This window comes from Floridaenema aerugineum BLCC-F46, from assembly GCF_041929345.1.
Taxonomy (GTDB): domain Bacteria; phylum Cyanobacteriota; class Cyanobacteriia; order Cyanobacteriales; family Aerosakkonemataceae; genus Floridanema; species Floridanema aerugineum.
Map to the genome: position 1 here is coordinate 1 of NZ_JBHFNQ010000077.1, position 24,360 is coordinate 24,360.

26 protein-coding genes and 2 tRNA genes are annotated in these 24,360 nt (G+C 40.8%); 15 read left to right on the forward strand and 13 right to left on the reverse strand.

The features are described 5' to 3' along the window. Positions 1–408 precede the first annotated feature (408 nt). The 4 genes from ACE1CC_RS09930 to ACE1CC_RS09945 all read left to right on the forward strand — a co-directional run bounded on the left by ACE1CC_RS09930 (position 409) and on the right by ACE1CC_RS09945 (position 4,542). The gene (locus tag ACE1CC_RS09930) at positions 409–684 is read left to right on the forward strand and encodes a hypothetical protein (protein ID WP_413270304.1); all 276 of its coding nucleotides are present in this window, start codon (positions 409–411) and stop codon (positions 682–684) included. Then, a complete protein-coding gene (locus ACE1CC_RS09935) occupies positions 677–1,018 on the forward strand; it encodes a type II toxin-antitoxin system PemK/MazF family toxin (protein WP_413270305.1) in 342 nt (113 codons plus the stop codon). Before ACE1CC_RS09930 ends, ACE1CC_RS09935 begins: the two co-directional genes overlap by 8 nt. A 388-nt stretch (positions 1,019–1,406) precedes the next feature. Further along, on the forward strand, positions 1,407–4,436 hold the full coding sequence (gene sbcC / locus ACE1CC_RS09940; protein ID WP_413270306.1) for an exonuclease subunit SbcC: 3,030 nt from the start codon (positions 1,407–1,409) through the stop codon (positions 4,434–4,436). Positions 4,437–4,470: 34 nt separating this feature from the next. After that, positions 4,471–4,542, forward strand: a tRNA-Thr gene (locus ACE1CC_RS09945). A 92-nt stretch (positions 4,543–4,634) separates the two neighbouring features. Here ACE1CC_RS09945 and ACE1CC_RS09950 read toward each other — a convergent pair. After that, the gene (locus ACE1CC_RS09950; RefSeq protein ID WP_413270307.1) at positions 4,635–5,090 is read right to left on the reverse strand and encodes a hypothetical protein; all 456 of its coding nucleotides are present in this window, start codon (positions 5,088–5,090) and stop codon (positions 4,635–4,637) included. Between the two features lie 128 nt (positions 5,091–5,218). Here ACE1CC_RS09950 and ACE1CC_RS09955 point away from each other — a divergent pair, with 128 nt between their 5' ends. The 7 genes from ACE1CC_RS09955 to ACE1CC_RS09985 all read left to right on the forward strand — a co-directional run bounded on the left by ACE1CC_RS09955 (position 5,219) and on the right by ACE1CC_RS09985 (position 9,194). Beyond that, positions 5,219–5,518: a FitA-like ribbon-helix-helix domain-containing protein gene (locus ACE1CC_RS09955; protein ID WP_413270308.1), complete on the forward strand. Its 300-nt coding sequence runs from the start codon at positions 5,219–5,221 to the stop codon at positions 5,516–5,518. Then, positions 5,515–5,967 carry a type II toxin-antitoxin system VapC family toxin gene (locus tag ACE1CC_RS09960; RefSeq protein WP_413270309.1) on the forward strand — a complete coding sequence of 151 codons (453 nt, stop codon included), beginning with the start codon at positions 5,515–5,517 and terminating at the stop codon, positions 5,965–5,967. The genes ACE1CC_RS09955 and ACE1CC_RS09960 overlap by 4 nt, the downstream gene beginning before the upstream one ends. 77 nt (positions 5,968–6,044) lie before the next feature. Next, positions 6,045–6,377 (forward strand): FitA-like ribbon-helix-helix domain-containing protein, encoded by a 333-nt coding sequence (locus ACE1CC_RS09965; RefSeq protein ID WP_413270310.1) that lies wholly within the window; start codon positions 6,045–6,047, stop codon positions 6,375–6,377. Continuing rightward, on the forward strand, positions 6,377–6,802 hold the full coding sequence (locus ACE1CC_RS09970) for a type II toxin-antitoxin system VapC family toxin (protein ID WP_413270311.1): 426 nt from the start codon (positions 6,377–6,379) through the stop codon (positions 6,800–6,802). The genes ACE1CC_RS09965 and ACE1CC_RS09970 overlap by 1 nt, the downstream gene beginning before the upstream one ends. A 173-nt stretch (positions 6,803–6,975) precedes the next feature. Further along, positions 6,976–7,287 carry a type II toxin-antitoxin system Phd/YefM family antitoxin gene (locus ACE1CC_RS09975; protein ID WP_413270312.1) on the forward strand — a complete coding sequence of 104 codons (312 nt, stop codon included), beginning with the start codon at positions 6,976–6,978 and terminating at the stop codon, positions 7,285–7,287. A gap of 32 nt (positions 7,288–7,319) precedes the next feature. Beyond that, positions 7,320–7,775 carry a PIN domain-containing protein gene (locus ACE1CC_RS09980; protein WP_413270313.1) on the forward strand — a complete coding sequence of 152 codons (456 nt, stop codon included), beginning with the start codon at positions 7,320–7,322 and terminating at the stop codon, positions 7,773–7,775. Between the two features lie 150 nt (positions 7,776–7,925). Continuing rightward, a complete protein-coding gene (locus ACE1CC_RS09985) occupies positions 7,926–9,194 on the forward strand; it encodes a pentapeptide repeat-containing protein (RefSeq protein WP_413270314.1) in 1,269 nt (422 codons plus the stop codon). 48 nt (positions 9,195–9,242) lie between these two features. On the opposite strand, the gene ACE1CC_RS09990 is transcribed toward ACE1CC_RS09985, so the two are convergent. From ACE1CC_RS09990 to ACE1CC_RS10025, 8 genes are all read right to left on the reverse strand, one after another. Continuing rightward, positions 9,243–10,115: an oxygenase MpaB family protein gene (locus ACE1CC_RS09990; RefSeq protein WP_413270315.1), complete on the reverse strand. Its 873-nt coding sequence runs from the start codon at positions 10,113–10,115 to the stop codon at positions 9,243–9,245. Between the two features lie 63 nt (positions 10,116–10,178). Continuing rightward, entirely contained in the window at positions 10,179–10,748 is a 570-nt protein-coding gene (locus tag ACE1CC_RS09995) for a Uma2 family endonuclease (protein ID WP_413270316.1), read from the reverse strand. Between the two features lie 67 nt (positions 10,749–10,815). Beyond that, on the reverse strand, positions 10,816–11,262 hold the full coding sequence (locus ACE1CC_RS10000; RefSeq protein ID WP_413270345.1) for a GNAT family N-acetyltransferase: 447 nt from the start codon (positions 11,260–11,262) through the stop codon (positions 10,816–10,818). An 82-nt stretch (positions 11,263–11,344) separates the two neighbouring features. Next, entirely contained in the window at positions 11,345–11,674 is a 330-nt protein-coding gene (gene cutA / locus ACE1CC_RS10005) for a divalent-cation tolerance protein CutA (protein ID WP_413270317.1), read from the reverse strand. Further along, the gene (locus tag ACE1CC_RS10010; RefSeq protein WP_413270318.1) at positions 11,667–12,572 is read right to left on the reverse strand and encodes a pentapeptide repeat-containing protein; all 906 of its coding nucleotides are present in this window, start codon (positions 12,570–12,572) and stop codon (positions 11,667–11,669) included. Before ACE1CC_RS10010 ends, cutA begins: the two co-directional genes overlap by 8 nt. A 372-nt stretch (positions 12,573–12,944) precedes the next feature. Next, positions 12,945–13,928 carry a transposase gene (locus ACE1CC_RS10015; RefSeq protein ID WP_413270319.1) on the reverse strand — a complete coding sequence of 328 codons (984 nt, stop codon included), beginning with the start codon at positions 13,926–13,928 and terminating at the stop codon, positions 12,945–12,947. A gap of 15 nt (positions 13,929–13,943) precedes the next feature. Continuing rightward, positions 13,944–15,044, reverse strand: a complete 1,101-nt coding sequence (locus ACE1CC_RS10020) for a hypothetical protein (RefSeq protein WP_413270320.1) — start codon at positions 15,042–15,044, stop codon at positions 13,944–13,946. Positions 15,045–15,186: 142 nt separating this feature from the next. Then, complete coding sequence (locus tag ACE1CC_RS10025; RefSeq protein ID WP_413270321.1) at positions 15,187–15,849, reverse strand: Npun_F0813 family protein; 663 nt, start codon at positions 15,847–15,849, stop codon at positions 15,187–15,189. Positions 15,850–16,248: 399 nt separating this feature from the next. Here ACE1CC_RS10025 and ACE1CC_RS10030 point away from each other — a divergent pair. Continuing rightward, a tRNA-Arg gene (locus ACE1CC_RS10030) sits at positions 16,249–16,322 on the forward strand. A gap of 159 nt (positions 16,323–16,481) precedes the next feature. Here the strand turns inward: ACE1CC_RS10030 and ruvC are convergent. Then, entirely contained in the window at positions 16,482–16,964 is a 483-nt protein-coding gene (gene ruvC, locus ACE1CC_RS10035; protein WP_413270322.1) for a crossover junction endodeoxyribonuclease RuvC, read from the reverse strand. A gap of 301 nt (positions 16,965–17,265) precedes the next feature. On the opposite strand from ruvC, the gene ACE1CC_RS10040 reads away from it, so the two are divergent. Both ACE1CC_RS10040 and tsaE read left to right on the forward strand, forming a co-directional pair. Then, positions 17,266–18,669, forward strand: a complete 1,404-nt coding sequence (locus tag ACE1CC_RS10040; protein WP_413270323.1) for a gluconeogenesis factor YvcK family protein — start codon at positions 17,266–17,268, stop codon at positions 18,667–18,669. Further along, a complete protein-coding gene (tsaE, locus tag ACE1CC_RS10045) occupies positions 18,666–19,127 on the forward strand; it encodes a tRNA (adenosine(37)-N6)-threonylcarbamoyltransferase complex ATPase subunit type 1 TsaE (protein ID WP_413270324.1) in 462 nt (153 codons plus the stop codon). The genes ACE1CC_RS10040 and tsaE overlap by 4 nt, the downstream gene beginning before the upstream one ends. Here tsaE and ACE1CC_RS10050 read toward each other — a convergent pair whose 3' ends face one another. Continuing rightward, positions 19,128–20,459 carry a dihydroorotase gene (locus ACE1CC_RS10050; protein ID WP_413270346.1) on the reverse strand — a complete coding sequence of 444 codons (1,332 nt, stop codon included), beginning with the start codon at positions 20,457–20,459 and terminating at the stop codon, positions 19,128–19,130. Positions 20,460–20,590: 131 nt separating this feature from the next. Between ACE1CC_RS10050 and lepB the strand changes: the two genes are divergently transcribed. Further along, complete coding sequence (lepB, locus tag ACE1CC_RS10055; RefSeq protein WP_413270325.1) at positions 20,591–21,220, forward strand: signal peptidase I; 630 nt, start codon at positions 20,591–20,593, stop codon at positions 21,218–21,220. A 161-nt stretch (positions 21,221–21,381) separates the two neighbouring features. Here the strand turns inward: lepB and ACE1CC_RS10060 are convergent, their stop codons facing one another. Beyond that, the gene (locus ACE1CC_RS10060; RefSeq protein ID WP_413270326.1) at positions 21,382–22,620 is read right to left on the reverse strand and encodes a dihydroorotase; all 1,239 of its coding nucleotides are present in this window, start codon (positions 22,618–22,620) and stop codon (positions 21,382–21,384) included. A gap of 219 nt (positions 22,621–22,839) precedes the next feature. Beyond that, a complete protein-coding gene (locus ACE1CC_RS10065; RefSeq protein WP_413270347.1) occupies positions 22,840–24,222 on the reverse strand; it encodes a histidine phosphatase family protein in 1,383 nt (460 codons plus the stop codon). Positions 24,223–24,360 lie beyond the last annotated feature (138 nt).

The window sequence follows — 24,360 nt, forward strand, 5'->3', positions numbered from 1 at the left end:
AATCTTATTTAATCGTAGGGTGTGTTAGGCACGGGCGATAAATTCAGCATTCCAATCCATCAATAAATTCCCGTGCCTAACGCACCGTTCCCTGGTTTGTAACATTTATGAACATTTTTCCCCATTAACCCGAAAGAGCCATTCTTGTACCCAAATGCTTCACCCTCCCCCGCAGATAACCTGTATTTACAATCTTCCAATCTTCCGCTAAGACAGGGCGAAGCATTCGGATATTCATATTTTGGTTGAGTGGCGTAAATTGTCGCCCGAATGCTTCTCCCCTACAAAATTTCTGTTCGATACGCTATTTCACATTTGCTAAAAGTTTGTGGAGTCGATCGCACCCACCCCACCCAATTTAAAATATTAAAGTGCCTCATATTCTCCCCAAACTACCAACTAAAACCCATGACAAAAACCGAAATCTTACAAGTACTCAAGCAAATGACAACTGATGAACGCTTAGAAATTATCGAAGCTGCTTCGAGAATGATGCGGGAAGAGATAGCAGAAAAAGCCAAACGCAAAGCTGAAAGAGAGGAAAAACTTGCTGCTGCGGTTCAGGATGCAATTCCTGATTATATGCCAGGAGGTTGCTTATACGATCTCTGGTCGCCTGACAGCGAACCATATTATAAAAGTGAGGATGAAATTCCCGGTGGTGGACTAGAAAAAAATGCTTAGGGGTGAAATTTGGTTAGTTACACTTGATCCTACTGTGGGTGCAGAAATAGGTAAAACTCGCCCAGCAGTAATTATCAGTGATGATGGAATTGGAATTTTACCTCTTAAAGTTACCGTCCCGATTACTGTATGGCAAGACCGATATATTAATAGAGATTGGATGGTGAGAATTGAACCTAGCGCCGAAAATAATCTGACAAAAACCTCAGCAGTAGATACTTTTCAAGTCCGTTCACTTTCCCAAGAAAGATTTCTCCGTCAGATAGGAACCCTTCCCGAAACAATTATGGAAGAAATTAGCGCCGCCTTAGCAATTGTTCTAAATATTAACTAATAATTTAATTTGCTAGTTACATAAATTGTTGATTAGATCCCCCCTAACCCCCCTTACCAAGGGGGGAACCGGATTTAAACTCTCCCGCTTACAAAAAAGGGGAACCGGATTCAAAATTCAAAGTCCCCCTTGGTAAGGGGGATTTAGGGGGATCTCAAACTTCTCGGATTCAAAATTCAAAGTCCCCCTTGGTAAGGGGGATTTAGGGGGATCTCAAACTTCTCGGATTCAAAATTCAAAGTCCCCCTTGGTAAGGGGGATTTAGGGGGATCTCAAACGTCTGGGCTAATAACTAGCAATTTACGTTAATAGTTTTACAATTTAACTATGCAAAAGTGCAAATGTACTGCTATTAATAAATAAAGAAAGGTACGGCGAAACAGCCTGCATGATTCCTCTACAACTCTCATTAACAAACTTCCTCAGCTATCGTAAAGCAACCCTGGATTTTCGGGGATTGCATACCGCTTGCATTTGTGGCGCAAATGGGGCGGGAAAATCTTCCCTGTTAGAAGCTATCACTTGGGCGATTTGGGGCGAAAGTCGGGCGGCGACTGAAGATGATGTCATCCACTCTGGCGCGGATGAGGTTCATGTGATTTTCGTTTTTGAACATCAACAAGCAGTTTATCGCGTTTTGCGATCGCGTCGTCGAGGCGGAGGCGCAACTTTAGAATTTCAGGTACAAACCCCTACAGGTTATCGCGCTTTAACCGAACGGGGAATGCGTTCAACTCAGCAATTAATTTCCGAACACCTGAGATTAGATTACGATACTTTTATTAATTCCGCTTATTTGCGTCAAGGTCGAGCCGATGAATTCATGCTCAGAAAACCCACTGAACGCAAGCAAATTTTAGCAGATTTGTTGAAACTTAGTCAATATGAAGAATTAGCGGAAAAAGCCAAAGATTTATCCCGTCAATTTAAAGGACAAGCAGATCAAATTCAGCAGGATTTAGATAGAATTAAAATTCAGTTACAGCAGCGAGATGTCATTGCTCAAGAACAAGCGATCGTAGAAGCTCAAATCAACACTCTCCAACAAGCCCAAGCTGCTGATAATCATGAATTGCAAAGGTTACAAGCTCTACAACATCAGCGCCAAACTTGGGAACAACAGCTAACTTGGCAACAACAACAATATCAGAATCTCCGGGGAGATATTGAACGACTCCAGCAAGATTTGGCGAGTAGTCAACAGCAACAACAAGAATTAGAAAATCTCCTGAGTCAGGAAGCAGAAATAACTGCTGGTTATGCTCATTTTCAAAACTTACAATCTCAGGAAGAAGCTTTAGCTGGAAAATTTCAAGCCCATCAAAAAGCAGTTGAACAAAAGCGCAAATTACAAGAACAACAAACCGGGGTAATTAACGAGTTAAATCTGCAATTGCGTCAGATACAAACGCAGTTACAAGAGTTAGATAAACAGGAACAACAAAACCAACAAATTTTAAATCAAACTGGCGAAGTTGAAGCAGCTTTAGCGAAATTACAACAAGCACGAATTCGCTTAAATCAATTGGATGAATTGCAATTGCAAGTTAGTCCTTTGTTACAGCGTCGTCAACAGTTGCAAAACCAGATCGATCGCACTCATGCTAAACTCAGTGCCAGGTTAGAGGAAATCTCCGCTTCCGCTTACCAATTGCAAGCACAGCAGCAACGTCAACCAAAACTGCAACAAGCAGTCATGGAAGTGGCGACGCAAATCGATCAGTTGGAGAAAAAGCGGGTTTACCAACAGCGAGTGCAGGAGAAAGGTTTAGAAAGACGCAGCTTTATGGAGCGTCTGCAAGAAAATCAACGGGTATGTGAGCAAAAACTCGGAGAATTGCAGCAAAAAATCGATATGTTGCAAAATCCTGACGCAATTTGCCCATTGTGCGATCGCCCCCTCGACGAACACCACTGGAATCGAGTCGTACACAAAACTCAAAACGAACACCAGGAAATCCAGCAAGAGTTTTGGGTAATCCGAGAGCAATTGGCAGTCTGCGAACGAGAAATCCAGGTACTTCGCGGAGAATATCGCCAATTATCCCAAGAATTAGCTCCTTATGATAATTTACGGGAACAAAGGGGAGAATTGCAAGCCCAACTTCAGGCGACAGGCGACGTACAACAACGTTTGCAACAAATGAGGGCGGAAGTTGAGCAACTTGAGCGATCGCTAGCCACTGGAAATTATGCCACAGAAGTCCAGCAAGAACTCCGCCAACTAGAGCAAGAGTTACAAAACTTGAGCTACGATGAGAAAAACCACGCTTTAGCCCGAAATGAAGTCGAAAGATGGCGCTGGGCGGAAATTAAGCAAGATAGAATCAAAGAAGCGCAACGTCGTCAAACGCAAATTACCGCCAGAAGACCTGAACTTCACGCCGAAATCGCAGAAATTCAAAGCCAAATTGAGCAACAGCAAACTGATTCCGAATTATCGCGTCAAATTGCGGCAATTAACCAGAAAATCGCCGAAATTGCTTATAAAGAAAGCGAGTACAACTCTGTAAGAACTGCGGTGCGTCAAGCGCGGAATTGGGAAATGCGCTATCAACAATTGATTGCGGCTCAACAACAATATCCGCAAATTCGCCAACGCTGTCAAGAGTTAGCGGGTGTGTTGGAAGTGCGATCGCAAGACGTAGAAACTGCTAACTTACAAATTAACAATATCATCAAACAATTAGAGCAAATTCCCAACACAATCAATGAAATTCAAACCATAGAACAGCAGATGCAATGGCGAAAATTGCAATTAGAAGAACAGTTGCGTCAAATGGGAAGTTTGCAACAACAATTACAGCATTTAGAAGCCCTAAATCAACAATATCAAGCGCAAAATTACCAATTACAACAAGCGAAACGTCAATACAAAGTACATAGCTCTTTAGCAGAAGCCTTCGGTAAAAAAGGCATTCAAGCTTACATGATTGAGAACATTTTACCGCAATTAGAAGCCGAAACAAACTCTTTATTGGCGAGACTTACAGGGAATCAATTGCACGTTCAATTCGTCACCCAAAGAGCAGGAAAAAGCGGTAGAACATCAAGTAAAAAAGAAGTCAAAATGATTGATACCCTGGATATTTTAATAGCAGATGCGCGGGGTACTCGTGCTTACGAAACATATTCCGGTGGCGAAGCATTTCGGATTAACTTTTCCATTCGTTTAGCATTAGCAAGACTGTTAGCGCAACGTGCAGGAACAGCCTTACAAATGCTGATTGTAGACGAAGGTTTTGGAACACAGGATCAGGAAGGGTGCGATCGCCTAATTGCAGCGATAAATGCGATCGCCAACGACTTCGCCTGCATCCTCACCGTCACCCACATGCCATACTTCAAAGAAGCCTTCCAAGCGCGAATCGAAGTCAACAAAACTCCCAACGGTTCCCAGTTAAGATTATCGATGTAAATTTTCGGTAAGTTGTGATATAATTAATAATTGTGCCGATATAGCTCAGTGGTAGAGTAGCTGATTCGTAATCAGTTGGTCGTGGGTTCAAATCCCACTATCGGCTTTTAAATTTTCTACAACTCTTCTCCAGTAACTCTGGAATAGCGAACACTAAGCAAGCATTCTTCTGATTCTCCCATTGTTAAAACTCCTTTATTACAAATCGAGAAAATGTCTAATCCCACTATGTTTAAATTTATACAACCTCATAGGATCTAATGTTTCATCTGTATTACCAAAAACAATATCACCTATATCATGTCCATTAAAAAAATATACTAAAAAGCCTAGTTGGAACATACTACTATCTCTATAAAGACTAACTAATACATCTATTTCTTTTTTATGTACAGCTATATCGTCAGGGTACTTCCATCGTGTAGTTTTGTCTAATATTTCTATTGGAGCAAACTGTATTGGATCATTTTCATCAATTACACTTAGTAAAACATATTTATCTCTTCCTATATTTTCTAATATCTCTTTAGCATTATCCTTTAACCTTAATAACCAATATTCTAAAAAGTAATTATGGCTAAAATACAATCCATCAGATCTTTTTACCATACTTTCCCAATCAGATCCTTTACCTAACTGTGTACCTTTTTTCAAAATCAAGGTTTTAGCGAATCACCTTTACCTACCCAATCCATTAAACCATGAGAAGTTACCCTGGAAGTTACCAGGCTAAAATTGCTGGTAACTCGTTGAGTAACCGTAAGCAACAGTAGAGGTAAATTATGGCAACACTCACCATCGAAAACCTACCCGATGACTTAATGGCACAACTGCAACAACTTGCCAGCCAAAACAATCAAACCATCAACGAACAAATCATCAACCTATTAAAAGAAGCCATCCAAAAACCCCAACTTCCCCTAAAATTTCTCATCTCTCCCGAAACAGATCCCACCTGGGAAGAACGCCGCAAAGCAGTCCCGCAAATTCTTGCCGATCTTGACAAACGCCGTCGTCTTAACCCAGCAGACTTCGGACTACCCGACAGTACCGAACTCATTCGCGAGGATCGAGAAAGATGAGCAACCCTTTACAGTGTGTTATCGATGCCAACGTCGGCATCAAGCAATTTATTGCCGATCCGCTGACTCCGAAAGTTAATCAACTTCTGGCACACTCGAACATCTCGAACACAGAAATCTATATTCCAGACCTGTTTTATATTGAAGTCAGCAACATTTTCTGGAAATACGTCCGCGCTGGAATGTATACGGCTGTGGAAGTTCAAGCAGACTTAGCTACTCTCAAAAGCTTATCTTTCCGAGTTGTTTCTATGGTTGAGTTAATGGAAGAAGCCGTTAATATTGCCATAGCTTACGGAATTTCTGCTTATGATGCTTCTTATGTTGCGCTTTCTCACCGAGTCAGCGCCCCTTTACTCACATTAGATCAAAGATTAGTAAATACTCTCACCAATGCACCTTATAACGTGCAGTTATTTACTAACTTTTCCGTTCCACCTTTGCCTTAAAATAATGCACAAACAAATCCTGATTATTAACCGTCTCAAAGCTGGTTATTTTTCAGAATAATATTGAGGAAAAAACAATGGCGCAAGTTATTATTGAAGATTTAGATTCAGAGGTTATTGAGAAATTACAAATGCTTGCCCAGAGGAATGGGCGATCGCTCCAAGCAGAATTAAAGCACATCCTGGAAACAGCAGCCTCATCTACTTTATCAAAAGAGGAAATTATCCTCAAAAAAGCTGAAAAAATGCGTCAGCAAATCGCATATCATGCGGGACAGGATATCAGCGAACTTCCACCAATAGATAGAGAAAAAGCATTACAAAAGCTAGCCGAACTGAAAGAAATTAAAAAAATTTCATCTACTGGAATGTCTATTCGAGAAATGCGAGAAGAGGGTAGGAGATTTTAATGCAGTTTGTGCTTGATTGTTCAGTTGCTATTAGTTGGTGTATGGCTGATGAAGATAATCCATACGCCAACGCTATTTGGGCTTTTATGTCAGAAAATGAAGCTGTTGTTCCTGGTGTTTTTTGGCTAGAAATTGTTAACGTTTTGCTAGTTGCTGAACGTCGAGGACGGATAACACAGGCTAACACAACTGAAGCATTAACTAGGTTAAGAGCTTTAAGGATTGTTGTTGATACTGATAGTTCTCAACAATCACTTGATGCTACTTTAGCATTGTCTCGTCAGTATAATCTGGCTGCTTATGATGCGGCTTATTTGGAATTAGCAATTAGGGAAGGATTACTTCTGGCTACTATTGATAATAGGCTCGCTGAAGCAGCAAGACAATGTAATGTTTTATTGGAGAATCCTGCAATTGAAACTTGATTGAGGTTGTTAATTTTGCGATCCGCGCTACGCGCACACTTCGTGAACGCACTCCCAAAATTAGCTTTGAGAGGGAGCGATCGCCTCTTACCCTGACTCAACCAGAAAATCCGTTTTGTGCTATCTTAAAATTAACTAATTTATTTGGTGTTTTCAAAGCTTTATAAATATAAATGAACACTGTAAAAATTGTAGATGCTAACCAACAACTCACTGAACTTGTGAATCGTGCTACCAACACAGGTGAACTGATTATTTTAACAGCTGATGGAAAGGCAAAAGCAGTGTTGTTAGGTGTCGATGCTTTTGAAGAATTACTTGGGATGCGTGAATATTCTCAACGTGAACTTATGCCTTTTGATGATTTGCAAAAGCAGTTTCAGGAAGCACTGAGAGAAGCAGGTTATGATTCACACGAAAAGATTGTCAATTTGGTGCAAGAAATTAAACGGGAAATAGCTACTGAACGTCAAAATAATCTGTGAATTAATATCACTATAATTCATAAAGGTAACTGATGAGTGTTACTCCTTCACGCATATTTTTAGATACTAATGTTTACATTATTGGTGCTGCCGATCGCTCTAGCTACGAAAGTCAGTTATTAGAATGGATCGGATTTAGAGAAAAAAAGATAAGTGCAGTTGAGGTAGTGGTTTCTGAAGAATTGTTTGCTCAAATATTGCGAGTAGCAAAACGGTTACAGAATAAAGATTGGGGAGGTGAATTATTAGGGAGAATTTGGCAGAATCTCAATATTTGTTATGTACTACTTGACTGGGATGAGTTTTCTAGGGTGCAAGCGTTGGGAGTAATTCCCCGTGAAGATGTAGGCGTTTACTTAACTGCTAAAACTGGTAAAGCAGAATGTTTTATTTCTGCTAATCATAAGTTAATTGGTGCTTTGGTTAAGCAGACAGGGGATTTTGAGTGCTTAACGCCAGAAGAATTTGTCAAACAGTATATTGGATAGGTTGTTAGGCAATTTGCGCGATCGCACTTTTCTAACTAGTTGAATTCCAGAGAGAGCGATACGCGCTACGCGCACACTTCGTGAACGCACTCCCAAAATTAGCTAAAGTTGAAAAGGAGCGATCATTTTTTGGAGTCTAAAGGAGAAGCTATGACGAACAAAAAAATAAAGAATGATGAATTTTGGCTCTCTTATGAGGAGGAAAATCGAAATTTTCAGAATAGAGACTTAAGGAATGTGAATTTTATACATAGAGTTGTCAAAGAGGCAGATTTCCGAAGAGCAAATTTAAAAAATGCAAATTTGAGCTATTCTTCTTTTTTAGGGGTAAACCTATGTAGCGCTAACTTACAAGAGGCAAATCTTCAAGGAGCTATTCTATGGAACAATGATTATTATTATCGAGAAATTGTAAACCTGCAAGAGGCAAATCTGAAAAAGGCAAATCTCCAGCAGGCAAACCTTCAGGGAGCAAACTTCACTTGTTCAAACCTTCAAGATGCAAATCTTAAGCAGGCAAACCTTCGAGGAGCAAACTTGACTAGTGCTAATCTTGAAAAGGCAAATCTTCAATGGGCAGATCTGGCAGGGGCAAATCTAACAGGAGCTAATCTTCAAGGAGCTAATTTTCAAGGAGCTAAACTCCACGAAACTAGATTACCGTCTTTAGAAAAAATGCAAGGAGCTAATTTTCAAGAAGCTACTCTTCAGTGTGTTGAATTGACATCGGGTGAAAATCTCCATGAGACCCTAGAAAAGCATCAATACATTATTCCATTTACCCGTCAAAGAAAAGCTGGGAAGCCTGAGAAAAAATTGATTGCAAATACATACTTAGAAATAATTAATTCAGAAGAAAATCAGAAAATATTAGATCCAAATCAGCAAACTATTCTTACAAAAATTAGTAATATTGCCGAAGCTCAAAATTATCTTGATACTGAGGGATATTACTACCCAAAAAGTATAGAGGAAGCTAGATTCCGAATCATCGAATCTATTGCTCGAAGACAAGGACAAACAAAGTTTCGCCAGAATTTACTTGAAGCTTACGAAAATTGCTGCGCTATTAGTGGATGCCATGTAAAAGAGGCATTAGAAGCAGCCCACATTATTCCTTATTCTGAAACAGAAAACAATCACCCTTCAAATGGTTTGTTACTACGTGCAGATATTCACACTCTCTTTGATCTCTACCTAGTTGCGATTAACCCAGAGACAATGACTGTGCATTTTGCCTCTAGCTTATTACCTGCTTACAAAGACTTTGACAAACAACTTTTGAGGCTGCCTAAGAATAAAGATTTCCATCCGAAAAAAGATGCTCTTGAATGGCGGTGGAAACAGTACATACCCCAAGTTAAAGTTGATATAAATACTGCTATTGAGGAACTATTGAAGGCAATGGAAGACTGGTAGTTTTAGCCCAAATGCGATCGCACCCTCCACACCTACCTTCTCTAAAACTCAACCAGAAATCTTCTTCTTCAAATTCTCATCACTTGGCCCCAATTTTGCCACATCATAATTATTAGCAGGATAAGAACGAGAAGGACGATCGACAAATAAACCAGACTTAGTGCGTGCAGGTAAAAAACTCAACACCCAAGCGCGTGTGTGCAAACAAAATTCGACAAAGTTTTTGATTGCAACTGGAGGCGTTTCTAATTCAAAAGCTTTTAGCGATCGCTCATCTAAAATACAACGAAATACTAACTCAACCAACCCTCTAGGAACCAAGGGAAACCAACTAGAAATTAAGCCAACAAACAAGTGATACAATTCTTTAGTAGCCGGAGAATTATAAACAAACTTATCCTCATATTCCTGCTTAAAACGAGCTATTTCTTCTAAAGAATCAGGTAAATCTTTAATCTTCATTCGTTTACCAATCTCCAGCCAAAAGTTCAGCCATGCACAGCGTTCCTTTTCTGACATTCTTCGCCAGCCAAAGCGATCGTTCCAGTGAATAGGTTCTACGATTAAAGCAGCAGTACTATAAATAAAATCTTGATTATTGATCTTAAAATGACCGTGAATGTAATTCATTCGTTCAATGCAAGCACGACCTTGTTCGCTATCATAGCCATGCTTGATCATCTCAAACATCATAATTGAGCTATCATCATAACGCTTCTGAGTATGTGCCTGTGTGTAACCTCGCTTTGCCACTAAACTAGCTATTCTGGGACTAGCAAACGCCTTAGCTAAACCTAATTCAATGTAACTTCGCTGAAAGTCCCAAGGAAACTCATAACTAACCATAATTTTCACAATTTCTGAATGATCCTTAATAGGATCTAATTGCTCTATTTTTCTGAGATTATCGTAACGTCCCATTTTCTATTCCTCGTGTTAAATACTTTTTTTATAAAAGCTTCCAGCCAAGATATTTACCCAGTACTAAACAAAAAACTTCGACACAATACAACTAAAACTAGGCAACAAAGGCGAAGTTAATTCATCATCATTAATCAACGTCGCCACTAACACCAACCGCGCATTTTCTCTGCGATAAACTTCAATTTTTTTCAACCGCCAATCAGCAATCCAATACTCTTCAACTCCCCGCGAAGAATAAAGTTTCAATTTTGCTTCTCTATCTCGCCTCACATTCTCATTACCAGCAGATAAAACCTCTACCACCAACTCAGGCGCACCAGTCAAATGTCCCGCATCATCTAATAGTAAATCTAATCTTTCATTACTCGCCCAAACCACATCAGGAATCACATCATCTGACTCACCAAAAAGCACCCCAGCAGTGATAGTCGCCTGCCCTAAACCACTAGAACGCGACCAAGATTCAAGTTCTTGACAAACATTAAAACAAGTACGTTGATGTTTCCAGTGAGGCGCTCTCGTCATAAACAAATCCCCATTCACAACTTCGTAGCGCGTACCTTCATTTTCCGGTAAAAGCTCTATATCTGCGGTAGTCCAACGCACTCCCTGAGCTTTAGCATAACTCATGGTAGAACTCCTTTTCAGTGATACTAATATAAATAGTATAGTGAAATTAATTTACATCATTTAGCTATTAAAGCTTTATTTCCATAGTTATATGTGGAATTGTCAGAAATTCAAATAGTTCACCTTGTTCAGAAAAACCGATTTTTTTATAAAAGTCTATTGCTGTAATTCGTGATTTTAATCTCACAACGTGCAAATTTTCTTGCTGTGCTTTTTCGATTAACTTTTCTATTAGTTTTGTTCCGATACCTTGATTACGGAATTCTGGTAAAACAACGACAAAAGAAATAATTCCCAAGTTTTCTGATTCTTTTCGCAGTCTAGCTGAACCAATAATGCGATCGCCAAAAACCGCAACTAACTGAAAAGAATTCCCTTCATATTGATCCTGCTCAGTACCTAACGCCATTCCCAAAGGCTTTCTTAACACCAGCCAGCGCACATAGAACATCTGACTTAGTTCAACTTCATTAGCAACTAAGCGAATTTCAATTTCTGACTCAGAAATCTTCATCACATAAAAACTTCAACAACACAGCTAATTTTTCTCCTTCTCTTCTCTGTGTCCTCTGCGCCTCTGCGGTTTAATAAAAAAACTAATGGACATTTTCCGAAATCCAAGCTAAATAAGGCGGATACCCAGCAAGCAAAGGTAAAGCAATAATTTCAGGAACTTCGTAAGAATGTAACTCTTTCACCTTCGCCGCCAAACTTTCAAACTTTGCCAAATCAGTTTTAATTAAAAGTTGCCATTCTTCCTCTTTATACAACTCACCTTGCCAAGTGTAAATGGATTTAATTGGCACCAAACTGACACAAGCGGCGAGTTTAGACTCTACTAAACTTTGGGCTATCTCTTCCGCTTCAGCTTGGGAAGGTGCTGTTACCAACACTACACCATATTGAATTTCTGAACTCTCACTCATTACCTGCAACCCTTAATTCTGCTGCTTCAAAATGTAGCGCAGTTTGGGGTAAAGCGAAATAGAATTTAGTTTTTTTTTGGGGTGTAAACGCACATTTGGGCCTACAATGTTCAAGATTTGTACCTGTCAGCGTTGTATCCGTTAAATCAGCATCCGTTAAATCAGCTTGATTCAACCTTGCCCAAGTTAAATTTGCCTTTTCTAAACAAGCTCCAACTAAATTTGCTCCCGTTAAATCTGCTCCTGCTAAATTGGCATTCCGCAAAATTGCTGTGCTTAAATTTGCCCCAATTAAATTCGCCCCTTCTAAATTTGTCCCGATTAATTTAGCACCACTTAAATTAATAGTAGCCAAATCTACTCCACTCAAATCTAAACCATTCAAAAATGCTTTTTGGAAATTAATCCCACTAAAAGAAGAACCATAAAGCATTGCGCCGATTAATCTTGCAGCTTCAAAATTCACCCAATTTAAATTAGCACCACTTAAATTAGCACCTCGCAAATTAATTCCTTGCAAATTAGCGCCACAAAGATTTGCGCCCCACATATTTACCGATCGGAAATTAGCCCCCTTCAAATTAGCACCACTCAACTTTGCCCCTGGTAACTTAGACTTTACCAAAAAAGCACCTCTCAACTCCGCTTTAGTTAAATCAGCATCAACTAACTTAGCTTCACCCAATTTAGCAAACTTCAAATTTGCCCAATTTAACAAAGCACCACTCAAATCTGATTTATCCAGCAAAGCATGAGCCAGATTCGCCCCTCTTAGATTTGCTCCCGATAAATTTACCCCCTTTAAATTAACTTTCGTCAAATTAGTGCCGCTTAAATCTATTCCGGCAAAATTTCTTTTTCCTTGTTCATAAAGCTCTAATAAAGTACTAACTTCCATAATGATTCTGCCCCTTTCTCTTTAACTATGGAATCCTCTTCAATTCTCAACTACCAACAAAAGTCAAACAAATTACACCAACTAAAAGAGCATCGAACAGGAAAACCGTAAATTAGTTTTTGATAATTTAAAATGCTTTGCACAACTACAATTCAGCTTTATCCAAAATTAAAAAGACAAAACTAATACGATTAAATACTTGGATTTTAATTAAAATTTTACTATGTAATTTTTCCTTTGTTGTCCGCCAAACCACCTAGCGTTACAAATATTTTCATAATTTCATTTATTATTAACAAAAACTAAGCTGCTTTGTGTGAGAACCAAACTTCTCCAAAGCAGCTTAATTCCAGAAAAAGCTCAGATTTAAATTTAATTTGGCGACAAAGAATAAACTTGCCCATCTATGAGCAAGCGGGTAATTCCTTTCGCTTTCAAATAAGGGCTAGCTTTTTGCAGCATTCTACCATCAGGAACCTTAATCACCCGTTGATTCCGGTTAGAAAAACGTCTAGCGATGCGATGATTATCGAACACAGGCAGAGTTCTTTGTTGAATTTCGTCTTTAGGAATTTGACCCAAATCACCAAAATCCCTTAAAGGTCTGGTAATTAATTCTGCTGCCCGATCGACCACCAAGTAACATGGTCTAGGGAAAGAAGCTTCCGAGAGTGGTAAAACCTGAATCAAAGCGCCAATCTGCACTCTTCTTCTCGGAGTTAGTAGCACTTCATCATCATCTAAATCATCATCATCTTCATCATCATCTAAATCATCATCATCTTCATCATCCAAATCTTCTTCGCCATCGAGCAAATCTTCACCCAACATTTCCCTAATAGTGCTGACATCAGCATTGTATGCTTCATCAAGCAATTCATCATTTGTCTGTACTTCTGGCGGATCTTCGGAGAATTCCACTTGTGGAGGAGCAGGTTTATTTGCCAATTCTTCTTCCACTTCATGCACTGGTGAAGCAACAGCAGAAGAACGTTTTCTAGAACGTCTGGCAGAACTTACCTCTACTTCTGGAGAAACTTCTGGTTCTTCTAGTTCTTCTGGTTCTTTTTCTTTAACAACCTTTTTTGGTTGAGGTAGTACTGGTTTCGGTTTTTCCGGCGTGGGTTCTTCTACTACTTCCGGTTCAGGAACATCAGCAACATTTTGTCCGCGAGACGATCGCTTTTGTTGGATCAAAACTTCATATTCATCAGGCAACAAAGTACTTTTCAGCAACCGACTAATTGTGGAGTGACTAACACCATAGCGTACCGCCAGAGTAGAAGTTGTCTCCTCCGGGTTGTAATACAACTTAAGAATTTCCGACTTATCTTTTTGAGTTAATTTTTTAGCCATTATAGTTTACTTCCCCTAACCCCTTTTACGCGCCCCAGAACGCCGAGAACGGCTTGATGTCGATGTGTCATATTCTAAGGCAGCGCCAATTGCAAACAACACTCCACTGAACACCCAAAAAACCTCTGGCAGAGAACCACTTTGATAATCTGGTTGTTTTTCTGCCCATTTAAACCACATATCTGCAATGTACAGAGATAAAGCAGCCGCCGCAATCATCCGCCAAGACTGAGAAAAACGTCCTCCCCAGAAAGCTAATAGTAGCATTGTGGCAATGATTAATAGCAGGACATCTGCCACTACATAAAATAGACCGACTGGCGTAGCAAAAGGTTTAAGTTGTTCATCGATCGCGACAATCCAAGCTGGTGCTGATGTAGTTGCTTCTGGAACTGCTGCTGGTGCCACAGTAGGCTTGGCAACTGGTTTTGGTGCTCCAGCTGGCGTGACGTTTGTGGCTGGTGGGGGAGTTGGTTTAGCCTCTGGGGTTTTGGCAGCTGGGGGTTTAGCAGCGGGTGGTGCAGCCGCTGGCGAAGGAGAAGCTTGAGCAACCAAAGCGACGTTATTGCTAGATGGTAGGAATTCGGCTTGAGCAGATGTGTTACCCAAGGTAGTCACCCAATAAGCTAAGGCTATACCAATACAAGCGATCGCCACCACTATTCCCCATTGCCATTTCTCCAAATTCAACCTGCGAGCCACTACTGCTTGGATCATGCCCCAAGCCAGAGCAATATAAGTACCGATAAAAAACAGATCTCCCAAAGAGACATCTGGTTCAAGTTGCCAAACTAATTCCCAAAAACCAAATAAAAAGTTGCCCAAAAAATAGAACAGCATCCCCAAACCTATTCCCAGCCAGACTTGACGACCACTGACAATTTGAGGACTGCGCCAATTTCTAAAGCAGAGTATAGCTGCAAAGAGGAAAGCCGCCTGTTCAAAAATATAAGTGCCGATTAAATACCATTTCGGACGCTCCTCCCCTGGTGGTGTAATGCTAAACAGTAAAAAGAACAACAGCGCCAGAACAGCCCAAACAATGCCAGCGATGACGATCGTTTTCACTGAGAACAGGGGTTTAGGACTAGATGATTTATCCGAAATGTTGCTCATAGCGGTTCACAAAATAGCTGGGGAATGGAAAGCACAACCTGAATAAACTTTGAGAGCTATTGCACTCAACAGACTACTACTAAACAGCATATTGATTAATGCCCACATAAGTCATAGTAACTTTGATGGAGCATTTCATCAGCTATTGCCACAATTTACCTACAACCGGAGTTTGATTCAGCCAACTGACAAACAGGCTGCGCTCTGGAGGTTGCAGGTCTTCTAGGGCATCCATTGCGCGACTCACAAAGCTGTTATTCCCAAAACATTCTTTACCAAGACGATGCAATTCTCGCAACAGGGTAATCAGATGATGTTCTTCCCAAGCGGGAAGTTGGTTAGTACTCAACGGATCAATTGACAGCAAGTTCTTTACTGCTGCTGCTGATTCAGTCTGGGGGAAGCGCCACTGCTGGAAAACTTCAATGAGATTTTTTTCAAATAATCCCGCTTGCTTGTTACCTAAAATATCCTCAATGTCTATACTTACTGCTTGGAGCAGCAAAAGACAAGCTTGGGTAAGGGTCGTCGTTTTAGCATCACCAGCACCATCGCTGCCTAGCTGATCTAGGCGAATTTTGCCCCAAACACTGAATCTTTCCGGTTCTTCCAATAATACACAGGCTTTACCTCGGTTATCTGTTAGATCCCGCCAAAAGGCTTTGGCTTCTTCCTCTTGGTTGGCTCTAAACACACTGATTAGGCGAAAGGTTTGCCCTTGGTAATTAAGAATCGGTATTGGCTGATCCCGTTTGGGGTGCTGAATGCTAGATATTTCAACATCCTGCCGTTTCAAAATAAACATGACACTGGCGATTGACTCCTGTCAGAACCGGGGGTGCAGCAAGTGAGAACCGTAACCTCCCAGAGACTAGCTTTAAATGCAGAATGCTGGTGTTACAGGTGCGGCTCAAGCAGCGATCGCAACTTACACACTATCCTATCTAACACTTTTCGGTGCCACAGATAGACTCTTGCGCCTTTCCCCCTCAAAACCAGAAGTGCAAGTATCCCTGCCTCTAGTTCTTAAGATCTTTAATTCTTACTTGCTTTGTGATGACAGTCTAGATGATTTTGACTATCTCTTGCTTATTATGCCCAATAACTCTATTTACCCTGCTAACATCTCCGAATTTTCACTAAATTTTCGGTTTCGACCAGACAAAAGCCCACAAATTTTGATAATATAAGCAAACGTATACTTGGGTGCGTAACTCAGCTGGATAGAGTAGCAGCCTTCTAAGCTGCGAGTCACAGGTTCGAGTCCTGTCGCACCCGTTGTCTAATCTGTTAACCATTTAAATTACTTGTTGAGGCAGCAGGGGGGCTCCAGGAGCAGAGGGGCTCCAGGGGCAGAGGGGTTCAAACAGACAACTTAAAACTCAGAACTTTTTGCGTAACTTAAAACTCAACACTCAACACTCAACACTCAACACTTTATTCTCCGTTAAACCAGGCTGTAATCGCTAAAGCTAGTCCATCAGCGGCATCATCGGGTTTGGGAATGTAATCTAAATTCAATTCCCTCGCTACTGCTTGCTGGACATCAAGTTTATCTGCATTTCCCATTCCGGTTAATGCTTGTTTAACTTCTGCGGGGGTGAATTCAACTGTGGGTAATTTATGTTGTGCTAATACCAAAGTTAGTACTCCTCTGGCTTGGGCGACTGCGATCGTATTTCCCATGCGATAAAAAAATAGTTTTTCTATAGCAACTAAATCTGGTTCTAGCTCTTTAATAATCGTATTTAAATCTTCATAAATTGTACATAGCCTTTCCCCGATCGGAGTCTTGGCTGAAGTTTTAATTACCCCAAAATCTACTAACTTTGCGGGAACTTGCCAAGAATTTTCACAAACAATTAGCCCAAATCCTACTACCGCTAATCCCGGATCTAATCCTAAAATTCTCTGCTGCATACAAAAACTTTATCCTATTTTTAAATAAATAAACAAAAATTTTATATTAGAATTCCTAAAATCATGAAATACTGTATGCCAAGCATATTCATTTTCAGGATATAACTACAGAACTTGTTGAACTGGGTAGCTACTTGCCCCAATTGTATAGGGGTTAACAGTTGCTTAATAGGGGACTTTTCTGGTACAAGTACCTAGACAAATCTATTGGAGCCGCGAAATATTTTCACATAAAAGCCAAAGATTTTTACTATACACTCGTCTGACACACATTTCCTAATTCCTTATTTCTGAATCAGTCATGTCAATCGGTTTATTCAAACAAGCACTGCTTTTCCTGTCGAATGAATCCCGCAGTCGCACACCTGAGCGGTTTAACAGGCGGTTTAACAGGTGGTTTAAATGGTTGGCTCCTGGCTTGTTGGTGAAACGCTGGTTATTAATTAGTGCTGGTGGTGTTTTACTAACAACTTTGGGTTTGGCAATTTGGGTGAAGCTGACTCCCATTAACCGCTTGATTCAACTAGTTAACGATGTTTTAGAGAAGATTACCACGATCGTTCCCAATTACATTAGTGGGCCATTGGTGATTGGTGGCGGTTTGTTGTTGATTTTTTGGGGTCATACTCGTAGTTTAAATTCGATTACGGAAGTCCTGAAGCCGAGTGGAGATGAAGAACTAATTGATGTGTTGCTTACCCACCGGAAGTTGAATCGCGGGCCGAAAATTGTGGCGATTGGCGGTGGTACGGGACTTTCGACTTTATTGCGGGGTTTAAAGGCTTACAGCGCTAATATTACTGCCATTGTTACGGTAGCTGATGATGGGGGTTCTTCTGGACGGTTAAGGCGCGAGATTGGGGTGTTACCTCCGGGAGATATTCGCAACTGCTTAACTGCTTTGGCGGATGAGGAGAAGTTGTTAACGGAACTGTTTCGCTATCGCTTCAGCGCTGGGGATGGTTTGGTGGGACATAGTTTTGGTAATTTGTTCTTGACGGCGATGAGTGAGATTACCGGAGATTTGGAACGGGCGATCGCCGCAAGTTCTAAAGTATTAGCAGTAAGAGGTCGCGTTTTACCTGCTACACTTTCTGATGTTCGTCTGTGGGCTCAATTGGAAGATGGACGACGGGTGGAGGGCGAGTCTCATATTACGGAAGCAATGGGTAAAATAGTCAAAATTGGCTGTATCCCTGCTAATCCTCCGGCTTTACCCAAGGCTGTTCAGGCAATCAAAGAAGCTGATTATATTATTATTGGCCCGGGCAGTCTTTATACCAGCATTATTCCTAATTTATTAGTACCAGAAATTGCTGATGCGATCGCCCAACGGAAAGTTCCCCGCATCTATGTTTGTAACATGATGACTCAGCCAGGAGAAACTCAAGGTTACACGGTTTCCGATCATATTAATGCGATCGACAAAGCTTGTGGTAAAAAACTATTTAATGCTGTATTAGTCCAGCGGAAAATTCCTTCGGCTAAAGCTTTAATTCGCTATGCCCAAGAAGATTCTCACCCGGTTTACTTAGATAGAGAAGCGATCAATTTATTAGGTCGGCGGATAGTTCTCTCTAACATTATCTATGAAGACGAAAAAACTGGTTTAGTTCGCCATGATTCCGCACGATTAGCTAGGGTTTTACTCCGTTGGTATAGTCGCGCTCAATCAGAATCAATTATGGGATTCCATAAGTTATGATGTTTAAATCACAGGAAATTCTCCTAGCAAATGCCGCAGAAACTCGTCAGCTAGGAATTAAGTTAGGGCGCAATCTTACTGCTGGTGTTGTAATTTTATTGTCGGGCGATCTAGGTGCTGGCAAAACTACTTTAGTTCAAGGAATTGGTGCAGGTTTAGGAATTTCCGATCCCATAGTTAGTCCTACTTTTACTTTAATTAATGAGTATCCCGAAGGACGTTTGCCTCTGTATCATTTTGATTTGTATCGTTTGTCACCACCAGAAGTAGAAGCATTGAATTTAGAATCTTACTGGGAAGGTGGGGAGTTTTCTTTGGGAATTGTGGCAATTGAATGGGCAGAAAAGTTGACTTATATGCCGAACAATTACCTGCAAATCCAATTGATTTATACTCCCGACGATCGGCGGATAGCTAAACTGATTACTCTGGGAGATTTTACCTTAAATTTGAGCTAATTAAGCATCAAATGTTAAAGCTTTACCTCGGATTTCTGTAAATAATTTCCCTCGTTCATAAACTACATTTCCGCCGACAATAGTGATAACAGGCCATCCAGTTAACTGCCAACCTTCAAAGGGACTCCAACCGCACTTTGTTTGTAATTCTTCGCGCAAAACAGGGCGATAATTATCTAAGTCTACCAACACTAAATCGGCATCGTAACCAGGAGCGATCGCACCTTTATTAGGAATCTTATAACCTTGAGCCACAGCCGTAGACATCCAGTTAGCAACTTGGGCAATTGTACATTTTCCCTGCATCGCTTGAGTTAACATTACTGGCAAAGAAGTTTCCACCCCTGGCATCCCAGATGGCGTATTTGGGTAGCCTTTGGCTTTTTCTTCTAAAGTGTGGGGGGCATGATCTGTAGCGATAAAATCAATTACGCCATCCCGTAATGCTTGCCAGAGAATTTCGTTGTCTTTTGGCGATCGCAAAGGCGGATTCATCTGCGCTAAAGTGCCGATTTGCTGATAAGCTTCCGTATTAAGGACTAAATGTTGCGGCGTGACTTCAGCAGTTACCCAACTGGGTTTATCTTCACGCAACAATAAAGCTTCGTCCCCAGTGGAAAGATGCAAAATATGTAAACGTCTCTCGTACTTTTTAGAAAGTTTTAAAGCTAACTGCGTTGCTAACAGCGCCGCTTGGTTATCTTGGATTTGCGAATGAATAGCTGGATCGGTTATACCAGCAAACTCTTGTTTTCTTTGGTTAATTCTCGCCTGATCTTCCGCATGAACAGCAATTAACCGTTTTCCCTTAGCAAAAATCGCCTCTAACGCTGTTTCTTCGTCTACCAATAACTGACCGTGCATTGACCCCATAAAAATTTTAATCCCTGGAGTCGGATTAGCTGTCAACAAATCTGGTAAATTCTCTGCTGTCGCCCCCATAAAAAAGCCATAATTAACTAAGCACTTCTGGGCGGCGCGTTGTAGTTTATCATCCAAAGTTGCCTGAGTAGTGGTTAAAGGCCGAGTGTTGGGCATTTCCAGAAACGACGTTACCCCACCCTTAGCACAAGCACAGCTAGCCGTAAATAAATCTTCTTTGTATTCTAGTCCGGGTTCGCGGAAGTGTACTTGCGGGTCAATTACCCCCGGCAACAAAGTTAAACCAGCCGCGTCGATAATCTTAACGGCAGTTTCATCTATATTGGTGCTAAGATCCGATGCAACCTGGACAATTTTCCCATCTGAGATTTTTACATCTCCCACCAGAAATTCTCCAGTAGGTAAAAGTATTCTGGCTTGTCGAATTAATAGGTTAGTAGCAGAAGACATGGCAATAATTAAATTAAAGTAGATGTAGAAGGTAAAACTTTGTAGAGAACGCATACTCTGAGAGTATATCTGACTATAGCTCTGTTGCAGATCAAATTCTTCTTCCTGTTCGCTTAATTGATTAAATCTCTATGACTGAAGTTCAGAATCAAAATCCTGAAAAAAATCTCCAACAAAAATATGATAATGCCTGGTTAGAGGTATTGAAGACCATTTTACTAAGTGGTGTTTTAGCTTTGGGGATTCGTACTTTTGTTGCTGAAGCCCGTTATATTCCTTCGGGTTCGATGTTAGAAACTTTACAAATCAACGATCGCTTAATTGTTGATAAGCTAAGTTATAATTTTAGCTCTCCTAAGCGGGGCGATATTATTGTTTTCAATCCTACTAAAGCCCTAGAAGAACAAAACTTCCATGATGCCTTTATTAAACGAGTAGTTGGTTTACCAGGGGAAAAAGTAGAACTCAAAAATGGCAAGGTATACATTAACGGTAATGTTTTACAAGAGAATTATGTAAATGGGCAACTAACAGAAACAGATGTTTGTCCTATAGGAAAACCACCCTATTTGGCAAAACCAGTAGTTGTGCCTCCTAATTCTTATTTAGTTTTGGGTGATAATCGTCGCAATAGTTATGATGGTCGTTGCTGGGGTTTAGTGCCAAGAGATCGCATTATTGGTAAAGCTTCTGTGCGTTTTTGGCCTTTAAATAGTATAGGCGGGATCGATCGCGAACCCATCTATCCAATGGCTAAGTAAGGCACAGGGGCACAGGGGCACAGGGGCACAGGGGCAGAAAGGAAAACTCAAAACTCAAAACTTAAAACTCCCCAAAGTTTCCCTAACTCAAAACTCAAAACTCAAAACTCAAAACTTAAAACTTAAAACTCCCCTAACCCCAGTCCCCAGTCCCCAGTCCCCTAACACCAAGTTCGCAAAATTCTTCCGGTTAATTCTTTGCCTAACCAAGGGGTATTTGTAGCAAGAGAAGAGAGATTGTTACTATTTACTTGCCAGGTTTCTTGGGGTGCAAAAAGAGTTAATTCAGCAGGAGAACCTGGGTTAATTGTTGGGGGAATTTGCTGCAAACATTGGGCGGGGCGAGTGCTCAAAAGTCCCCACAGTTCTACGGGGGAAATTTCGCCTGTTGTTACTAAGTTTTGCCAGAGTAAGGGTAAGGCTAATTCTAAACCAATTGCGCCGGGAGGGGCTTCGGAAAAGGCGACGGTTTTCTCTTCATAAGTGTAAGGGGTGTGATCGATCGCGATCGCATCAATTATCCCCTGCTTGATTCCCTTTCGCAAGGCTAAACGATCGGATGGTGTACCTAAAGGTGGTTCTATTCTTAATGATGGGTTGTAAGTTGCGATCGCTTCCGTATCTAATAATAAGTGCATCCAAGTTGTACTAGCGGTAATGGGCAAATTGCGCGATCGGGCATCCTCAATTAGTTGTACACTACGGGCAGTGGAAACTCGCATAATGTGAACGGGCGTACCCACAGCAGCGACAACTTCCAGTAAAGCAGCGAGGGCGGAAGTTTCTCCCATAATAGGGTTTCCCGGTAGTCCCAAACGAATGGAATCTTTACCTTCCCGCATTACGCCATTGCCGACTAATTCGGGGTAGGATGCCCATAGTGCGATCGGTTTACCCAAAGGTTGAAGATATTCCAAAACTCTTCGCAATAAAGCCAAATTTACAATAGGTTTGCCATCAGCAAAACCTACCACTCCCGCATCGGCTAATTCTACCATTTCGGTCATTTGTTGACCTTGCACACCTTGAGTTATTGCGCCCCAAGGAAACAACTGGGGAGAGGTTTTTTGCAGTTTGGCGACAGCAGCGGGGTTATCTACTGACGGGGAAGTATCGGGGAGAATGGCGAGGCGGGTAAAACCTCCAGAAATAGCAGCTTTTTGTAATGATTCTAAAGTTTCCCGTTCCTCAAATCCTGGTTCGCCGGAATGACTGTAAAGGTCTACTAAACCGGGGGCTAAAATTAGATCGTGACAATTCCGCACTTGGGCATCAGAAGGAAATTCATAAATCTGATTTTCTACAGCTTTGATGTAACCATCCATGATTAAAACATCAGCTGTTCTTTCTGTCCCGGAAATAGGGTCTATGATTCTTACTTGTTGGAGTAATTCATTCATTCATTTGTCATTTGTTATGGGTCATTTGTTATTAGACTTCTTGCAAAAGTCAGAAATCTTGGTTTTTTTACCACAGATATCCACAGATAAACACAGATAAACACAGATGAATACAGAGATTGTCTATTTTTGCAAGAGGTCTAATGATAAATGACTAATACCCTTTAACCTTTTTCCCTTTCTTTCCTTCTGCCTTCTGCCTTCTGCCTTCTGCCTTTTTTACAATGCGCCAGCTGCGGTTTTATCTAATACGCCTCCGCCTAAGTGAGAGGTGATATTCATTGATTGCAGGACTGGTAAAGCTTCTATTCCATCAGGATAATCGATGACGGTGACGGCACAATTTCCTTGTTTGAAGTTCCAGAAATGTTCGGGGCTTAAGTTGAATAAATGGGCGAGAATGGCTTTATTTATTGCATCATGGGCAACAACTAAAATTGTTTTTGGTTGTTGGCTATATTTAACTATAATAGATTGCCATGCTGCGATCGCTCTTTCCCAAACTTGTTGTAAGTTTTCCCCTTCTGGCATTTGTACTGTTTCTGGCTCATTCTGCCATTTTTTCAACAAACCTGGATAACTTTCTTCAATCTCATTTTCGTACTTTCCTTCCCAAAGTCCGTGACTAATTTCTTGTAATTCAGGAAGCAATTCTAATGTTACTTCTGGGTGATATTTTAAGATAATTTCGGCGGTTTCTTTCGGGCGCAACATTGGGCTACTAATAGCCAAATCAATTTCGATATTTTTCAGAAATTCTGCTGCGGCTTTTGATTGTTCTTTGCCATTATCATTCAAAGGTACATCTATTTGCCCTTGGAATCTTTTCTGACGATTCCACTCAGTTTCCCCATGTCTAACTAATAATAACCTGGGGCCTTTGTGATTAGGGCGAGGTTTAGGTAAACTTTCCCCCAAATGACTAGTCACATTCATTGATTCGAGTTGTACCTGTTGAACTCCTTTGGCATTTTCTCCGGTTGCGTCAAAGGAGAAATTATCAGGGAAATTCAAAACGCTAACGCCACAATTCGATTGTTGAATTGAGTGATAGGAAGCTGGAGGAATGCCTGTTGCTGTACAAATTAAAGAGCGATTAATTCCGTTATGCGCCACAATCATAATTGTTTGCCCTTGATGGCGCGGTAATATTTCTTCCCAGAATGACTTAGCTTGTTCAAATAAAGCTAGTACCGGGAAATACTCTTCATTTTCGCCTGTTTCTGTTGGTACTAGCATTTTCAATTCATGAGGGCGATGCTTCCAACATTTATAATCTTCGAGAAACTTTTCTTTTACCTCTTCCTTTAACATTCCTTGCCAAAGAGGTAAGTGAATTTCCATTAAATTATCTTTGACTTCTACTGAAGTTGGATCTGATGTTTCTAAACAGGAAAAAATAGTTAATGCTGTCTCTTTAGCACGTTGTAAAGGACTACTATAAATTGCAGCAAATTTCAGTCCTTTGAGGGCGCTAGCAACTTGAACGGCAGTAGCACGACCTTCTTCCGTTAAGATAGACGCATCTAAGCGACCTTGGATTCTTTTTTCTTTGTTGTAGCTGCTTTGCCCGTGACGGACAAGGATAACGCGAGTTGACAGGGGTTTATCCTCCACAAAGGTTTTCGGTGCGGGAGCGGCAGAGCATAATTGTGCCAAGAAGATTTTACCTCATGGTTGGACATTTCGATGCTCTACTACAATAGACCTCTCCAACAAAGAATCTGAAAGGCAGGCAGG